Origin of the sequence: Sphingomonas populi (assembly GCF_004208535.1) — a bacterium.
In the GTDB taxonomy this organism is placed as follows: Bacteria; Pseudomonadota; Alphaproteobacteria; order Sphingomonadales; family Sphingomonadaceae; genus Sphingomonas; species Sphingomonas populi.
The window spans coordinates 171,421-177,976 of the sequence record NZ_SGIS01000006.1; the positions used below are offsets into that span (position 1 = coordinate 171,421).

General features: G+C 67.0%; 5 protein-coding genes and 1 pseudogene. 2 read left to right on the top strand and 4 right to left on the bottom strand.

What is annotated here, in order from left to right:
* Positions 1–22 precede the first annotated feature (22 nt).
* Positions 23–937, top strand: a complete 915-nt coding sequence (locus EWE75_RS06025; RefSeq protein WP_130155754.1) for a DMT family transporter — start codon at positions 23–25, stop codon at positions 935–937.
* Here the strand turns inward: EWE75_RS06025 and EWE75_RS06030 are convergent.
* Together EWE75_RS06030 and EWE75_RS06035 are read right to left on the bottom strand one after the other, a co-directional pair.
* Entirely contained in the window at positions 847–1,674 is an 828-nt protein-coding gene (locus EWE75_RS06030; RefSeq protein ID WP_130155755.1) for a Rossmann-fold NAD(P)-binding domain-containing protein, read from the bottom strand. The two genes, EWE75_RS06025 and EWE75_RS06030, sit on opposite strands and share 91 nt — an antisense overlap.
* 1 nt (position 1,675) lies before the next feature.
* Positions 1,676–3,286: a M28 family peptidase gene (locus EWE75_RS06035; protein WP_206364697.1), complete on the bottom strand. Its 1,611-nt coding sequence runs from the start codon at positions 3,284–3,286 to the stop codon at positions 1,676–1,678.
* A gap of 110 nt (positions 3,287–3,396) precedes the next feature.
* On the opposite strand from EWE75_RS06035, the gene pepN reads away from it, so the two are divergent.
* The gene (gene pepN / locus EWE75_RS06040; protein ID WP_130155774.1) at positions 3,397–5,994 is read left to right on the top strand and encodes an aminopeptidase N; all 2,598 of its coding nucleotides are present in this window, start codon (positions 3,397–3,399) and stop codon (positions 5,992–5,994) included.
* Between the two features lie 9 nt (positions 5,995–6,003).
* Here pepN and EWE75_RS06045 read toward each other — a convergent pair whose 3' ends face one another.
* Together EWE75_RS06045 and EWE75_RS06050 are read right to left on the bottom strand one after the other, a co-directional pair.
* Positions 6,004–6,447, bottom strand: a complete 444-nt coding sequence (locus EWE75_RS06045; protein ID WP_130155757.1) for a hypothetical protein — start codon at positions 6,445–6,447, stop codon at positions 6,004–6,006.
* 24 nt (positions 6,448–6,471) lie between these two features.
* Positions 6,472–6,556 (bottom strand): annotated as a pseudogene (locus EWE75_RS06050) (IS5/IS1182 family transposase); the annotation flags it as partial.

Below are 6,556 nucleotides of genomic sequence, written 5' to 3' on the forward strand. Positions count from 1 at the left end.
GCTACCGCGATACTGCTGGCTTATGACACCCGCCCCGCCTCCGGCTACCCGCCTGTCCGTGCTGATCCCGTTCGCGATCGTCACGATGATCTGGGGGTCGACCTGGCTGGTCATTCGCGGCCAATTGGGCGTGGTGCCGCCGGGCTGGTCGGTCTGCTACCGCTTCACCATCGCCGCGCTGACGATGCTGGCCTATACGCGCATCCGCGGCGAGCGGATCGCGCTCGATGCGCGCGGCTGGGGCTTTGCCGCGATGCTGGGGCTGTTCCAGTTCTGCCTCAATTTCAACTTCATCTACCGCGCCGAACAGTATGTCACCTCGGGGCTGGTCGCGGTGGTGTTCGCGTTGCTGCTGTTGCCGAATGCGCTGTTCGGGAGACTCCTGCTCGGCCAGCGGCTCGGGCGGCAATTGCTGCTCGGCTCGGCGGTGGCGATCGGCGGGATCGCCTTGCTGTTCCTCCACGAAGCGCGAGTCGATCCGCATGGACCGATGCAGGCGCTGACCGGAATCGCACTGACGCTGGCCGGCACGCTCGCCGCTTCGGTCGGCAATGTCATGCAGGGCACGCAATCGGCCAAGCGCTATCCGATGCTGCCGATGGTCGCGGCGTCGATGCTGCTCGGTGCGATCATCAACGGCGCGTTCGCCTGGGCCACCTATGGCCCGCCGGTGATTACCCCGACGCCGGCCTATCTGGCGGCAACGCTCTACCTCGGCATGGTCGCCTCCGCGCTGGCCTTCCCGCTCTATTACGGCGTGATCCGCGCGATCGGCCCGGCCAAGGCCGCGTATTCAAGCGTGCTGGTGCCGGTGATCGCGATGACGCTTTCGACGCTGTTCGAAGGCTATCGCTGGTCTGAACTGTCGATGGCGGGCGGTGCGCTGGTGATCGTCGGGCTGCTCATCGCGCTGACCGAGCGCAAGCCGGCGCGGTAATCGGGGTAGCGCGGGCGCCAGCCGAGCAGCCGCTTGGCCTTGGTCGTCGCGATCCGCCGATTCTCGGCATAGAAGCCGCGCGCCATCGACGACAGTCCGTCGAGCGCGACCAATGGCGGCAGCGGCAGGCCGAGTAGGCGTGCCGCGAAAGCGACGACATCGTCATGACTGGCGGGAAGATCATCGGCGAGGTTGTACGCGCCCGCCGCCGCACCAAAGCCGGCGATCACGCCGGTGACGATGTCCTCGACATGCACGCGACTGAAAACTTGGCCCGTGAGGCCGGTGCGGTGCGCGGTGCCGGCGGCGACGCGATCGAGCGACGAGCGACCGGGGCCGTAGATGCCGGGCAAGCGGAACACCCGCGCGCCGAGCGCCAGCCACGCCGCATCGGCGGCGGCGCGGGCGGTGCGACGCCCGGTGCCGGTCGGCGCGGTTTCATCGACCCACGCACCGGCGGCGTCGCCGTACACGCCGGTGGAGGAAAGGTAGCCGAGCCACGCGTCGCCGTCCCGCAGCGCATTGCCATAGTACGCCAGCACCGGATCGCGCTCGTCAACCGGGGGAACCGACGACAGGATATGCGTCGCCGTCGCCAGTTCGCGCCGCACCGCCTCGGCATCGTCGAAATCGACCGTACCACCGCGCCCGCTCCCCGCGACATGCCACCCCTCGCCGCGCAGCCGCGTCGCCAGCGCCTGCCCGGTGTAGCCAAGCCCGAAGACGAACAGCCGCATGCTATTTCGCGCCCGGCCCGCCGTAGAGCAGGCCGAAGAAATCGCCCTTGGTCCAGCGCGGCCGTTCGGGGGCATCGGCAATCGCGCGGGTGATCGCATAATTGGCGGCGACGAAGCGCAGCCCCTGCGCCCAGTCTATCGGCTGCGAAAGGTCATCCGACGGCTGGTGGTAGCGGTGCTTCATGAAATCTTCGAACGCCGCCTTGCCCGGCCCGGCCTGCCCCGGCCACAGGAACACCGAGGGAATGCCCTGTTGAACGAAACGGTAATGGTCCGATCGCACGAAGAACCCCTCGCCCGGATCGGGATCGGGTGACATGGTGACGCCGAGCGCCGCCACCGCCCGCGCGACGATCGGCCCGAGCGTCGAGCGATCCGCGCCGAACACGGTCATGTCCTGAAACGGATAGGACAGGATCGGCATGTCGAAATTCACGTCGGCGACAATCCGCGACACGGGCACCGATGGGTGGCGCGCAAAATAATCGGAGCCGACCATCCCCTCCTCCTCGGCGGTGACGGCGAGGAACAGGATCGAGCGGCGCGTCGGCATGTCGCTGGTGCGGAAGCGCTTTGCCGCCTCGATCAGCGCGGCGATGCCGACGGCATTGTCCTGCGCGCCGTTGTAGATCGCATCGCCGTTGACCGGCAGCCCGATGCCGAGATGGTCGAGATGCGCCGACAGCACCACAACTTCACGCGACAGCGCCGGATCGGTGCCGGGCAGCAACCCGGCGACATTGTAGCTTTCGAGCGGTTCGGACAGAGTCTTGAGCGCGGCGGTCAGGATCGAGGGCAGTTGCTCGGCCTTGAACAGCGCGGTCGGATCGTCCGCGCGCGGCGCGATCTTCTCCCACGGGGTCCGCGCCCGTGCGAACAGCTTGGCCGCGCCAGCACCGCTGACGGTGGCGATCAGCGGCACGCCGGCGACCTGCCCGGTGCCGTCGGGATAGGCCCAGGTCATGCGCGACCGGTCCCACCGCGCCTCGCTGACGCTACCGGGTTCGATCATGATCGCCGCCACCGCGCCATGATCGGCGGCGATCGCGGTGCGGCTGGCGGGGCTGGCGAAGTGCGCGCGCTCCTCGTTCTGCATGTTCGCGGGCGTCTCGGCGAGGAAGGCGACGACCTTGCCGCGCACGTCGACCCCGGCATAATCGTCGCGCTTGTACTTGGGCGCGACGATGCCCTGGCCAACGAACACCACCGGCGCATCGAGCGCGAACACCGGCTTGCCAGGCACCGCGCCAGGCACGAAATCCTTGCCGAACACCAGCGGCGTCGGCGCGCCGCCCTTTGCGGTCAACACCAGATCACCATGATCGGCCGGTTGGTAGCGCAGCAACGGCACGCTCTGGAGATACCCGCCCTTGTCCCCCGCCGGTCGCAATCCGGCGGCGAAGAAGCGCGCGGCGACATATTCGGCGGCGATGCGATATTCGGGGGTTCCGGCCTCGCGCCCGCGCAACGCGTCCGAGGCGAGGAACATCACATGCGCCTTCATCGCCGCCTGATCATCGGGAAGCTGGACCGGAGACGGCGCGGCGGCCTGCGCCGTGTCGGCAGCCCGGACCGCGCCCGGCGCCCCGAGCGCCAGCGCTACCGCCGCCATCAATCTACCCACGCCTGTACCCATGCGATGCGCGGTATCACGCCGGCAGACCCCAAGCAAAGCCGGCGATTTGTGTGGCACGGCGCAGGTCGCCCGCTTACATCCTCAGCATGCTCGATATCCAGACCGCCACCGCCCAGCCGCACGTCACCCGCCGCGCCGATTACACGCCGCCCGAATGGCGCGTGCCCGACATCGCGCTCGATTTCGATCTCGCGCCGGAAGCGACGCGGGTGCGCGCGACGCTGTCGGTCGAACGGAACGCGGGCCACGGCCCGCTGCGGCTCGACGGCGCCGGGCAGACCTTGCTGTCGGTGAAGGTCGACGGCCTCGCGGTCAACGACTGGACCATCGAGAACGACGCATTGGTGCTGCCGCTCGCCGGCGGCGCGCATGTCGTCGAGACCGAGGTCGAGATCGCGCCAGATCGCAACACCCAGTTGATGGGCCTCTACGCCTCGGGCGGCATCCTGTGTACGCAGTGCGAGGCGGAGGGCTTCCGCCGCATCACCTATTTCCCCGACCGCCCCGACGTACTGAGCCGCTACAGCGTGCGGATGACCGCCGACAAGGCGCGCTATCCGGTGCTGCTCGCCAATGGCGATCCGGTCGCGCAGGGCGATCTCGACGACGGGCGGCACTGGGCCGAGTGGAACGATCCGTTCCCCAAGCCGTGCTATCTGTTCGCGCTGGTGGCGGGCGATCTCGCCTGTAATTCGGGCAGCTTCGTCACGCAATCGGGCCGCACAGTGCAGCTCGGCATCTGGGTACGCGCCGCCGATCTGGCCAAGACCCATCACGCGCTCGAAGCGCTCAAGACGTCGATGGCGTGGGACGAGCGCGTCTATGGCCGCGAATATGATCTCGACGTGTTCAACATCGTCGCGGTCGATGATTTCAATTTCGGCGCGATGGAGAACAAGGGCCTCAACGTCTTCAACAGCCGCTACATCCTCGCCGACCCCGACACCGCGACCGATTACGATTTCGACGCGATCGCCGCCGTGGTCGCGCACGAATATTTCCACAACTGGTCGGGCAACCGCGTAACGTGCCGCGACTGGTTCCAGCTTTCGTTGAAGGAAGGCTTCACCGTCTATCGCGATCAGGGCTTTTCAGCCGATCAGGGATCGGCGGCGGTCAAGCGGATCGAGGATGTGCGCGGGCTTCGCGCCGCGCAATTCCCCGAGGATGCCGGCCCGCTCGCGCACCCGATCCGGCCTGACGAATATCAGGAAATCTCGAACTTCTACACCGCGACGATCTACAACAAAGGCGCGGAGGTAATCCGCATGCTCGCGACGATGCTTGGCGCGCAGGCGTTCCGCGCGGGCACCGATCTGTATTTCGAACGGTTCGACGGAACAGCGGCGACCTGCGAGGATTTCGTCGCCTCGCTGGAGGAAGCGAGCGGCATCGACCTGACGCAGTTCCGCCGCTGGTACAGCCAGGCCGGCACGCCGCGCGTCAAGGCGCAGCTTTCGCACGAGACCGCCGGCGGTCGCGCAGTGCTGACGCTGTCGCAGACGGTTCCGCCGACGCCAGGCCAGCCAGTCAAAGCGCCGATGGTGCTGCCGCTGCGGCTCAAGCTGTTCGGCGCCGACACCGGGCGGGCGCTCAGCGACGAACGGCTGGTGCTGCTGGAGGACGACGTCGCCGAGATCGCCTTCGAGACCGTCACCGAGCGGCCGGTGCTGTCGATCAACCGCGGCTTCTCCGCGCCGGTGGTGATCGAGACCGATCGCAGCGCCGCCGATCTCGCCTTCCTGTCGGCGCATGACGACGATCCCTTCGCGCGCTACGAGGCGATGCAGCAACTCATGCTCGACACGCTCGTCGCGGCCGCAAGCGGCATGCACGCGGATCAGGCTGCGGTGATCGCCGCGATCGAGACCACGCTGGATAATAGCGCGCTCGACCCCGCCTTCATCGCCGAGGCGGTGTTGCTTCCATCGGAAAGCTTCGTCGGCGACCAGATGGCGGTGGTCGATCCCGACGCGATCTTTCGTGCGCGCGAGGCGCTGCGCCGCGAGATCGGCCGCGCGCTGGAGCCGAAATGGCGCGCCGCCTACGCGCAGGCGGCGGCGACCGGCGGCTATGTCTATTCGCCCGACGCCAAGGGGCTGCGCCGGATGAAGACCGTCGCGCTCGGCTATATCGCCGCGAGCGGCGCGGCGGATGCGGGCGCGCTCGCCTTCGCGCAGTTCGAGGCGGCCGACAACATGACCGACCGGCAGGGCGCGCTCACCACCTTGGCCAGCAGCGATGCGGCCGAGCGGGTGGCGGCGCTCGACATCTTCTACAACCGCTACTCCGACAATGCGCTGGTGCTCGACAAATGGTTCCAGGCGCAGGCGCTCGCACAGCGCGACGATACGCTCGCGGCGGTCGAGGACCTGGCGCGGCACCGCGACTTCACGCTCGCCAACCCCAACCGCGCGCGCTCGCTGGTGGGGGCGTTCAGCGTCAACCAGCGCGCGTTCAACGCAGCCGATGGCGCCGGCTATCGCTTCGTGGCCGATCAGTTGATCGCGCTGGACAAGCTCAACCCGCAGACCGCCGCCAAGCTGCTCCCGCCACTCGGCCGGTGGCGGCGCTACGATGCGGCGCGCGCGGCGCTGATGCGGGCGGAGCTGGAGCGTATCCTCGCGACGCCGGGATTGTCCAAGGACATGTTCGAGCAGGCGTCGAAGAGCTTGGCGCAATAGGCTGCGTCTTCAGGCAGGACAATTGATGCGAGGTATTTCCCGCGCGGCATTATCTACTATCATGTCGAGCGCGGCGTTTCTGCCGCGCCGATAGTACACACCAATGATCTCGCCACGAGGATAGTCGTTCACGACGGCGTAGCGTCCGCTCATGCTTGATTGAAACGAAAAGCCGGTCTCAGCTAAAATTTGATATTCCGGCTTCCCGTACTCGATGGTTATAGCGCGAGGTTTCTGGCCGGGGGCGTCAACCATCATGCGGGAAGCGGTAACGCGAACGAGTGGACCACCGGGCAATTGATAACAGCCTTCCACTACAGAAACTGGCGGTAGCGGCGGCATGAGAAAATAGATCAAACCGAATATGACGATCCCTGCCGGAAGGATAACGATCGCAAGGGCTCGCGCCATCGCAGCCTTGGTCGCTTCATCCTCTGGCTTATCACGCCACATCGCTAGGGCGTGGTGACGATTTAACTATCTCAGCCATATAGCGATGGCTGCGAGTTTGACGAAGCCCATGAAGTTGGCGAGCAGCTTGTCGTATCGGGTTGCCACCCGT

Excerpts from the sequence above, each read along its gene's own strand:
- EWE75_RS06030 (WP_130155755.1), bottom strand. The coding sequence starts at position 1,674 with ATGCGGCTGTTCGTCTTCGGGCTTGGCTACACCGGGCAGGCGCTGGCG.
- pepN (WP_130155774.1), top strand. The coding sequence starts at position 3,397 with ATGCTCGATATCCAGACCGCCACCGCCCAGCCGCACGTCACCCGCCGC.
- EWE75_RS06025 (WP_130155754.1), top strand. The coding sequence starts at position 23 with ATGACACCCGCCCCGCCTCCGGCTACCCGCCTGTCCGTGCTGATCCCG.
- EWE75_RS06035 (WP_206364697.1), bottom strand. The coding sequence starts at position 3,286 with ATGGCGGCGGTAGCGCTGGCGCTCGGGGCGCCGGGCGCGGTCCGGGCT.
- EWE75_RS06045 (WP_130155757.1), bottom strand. The coding sequence starts at position 6,447 with ATGTGGCGTGATAAGCCAGAGGATGAAGCGACCAAGGCTGCGATGGCG.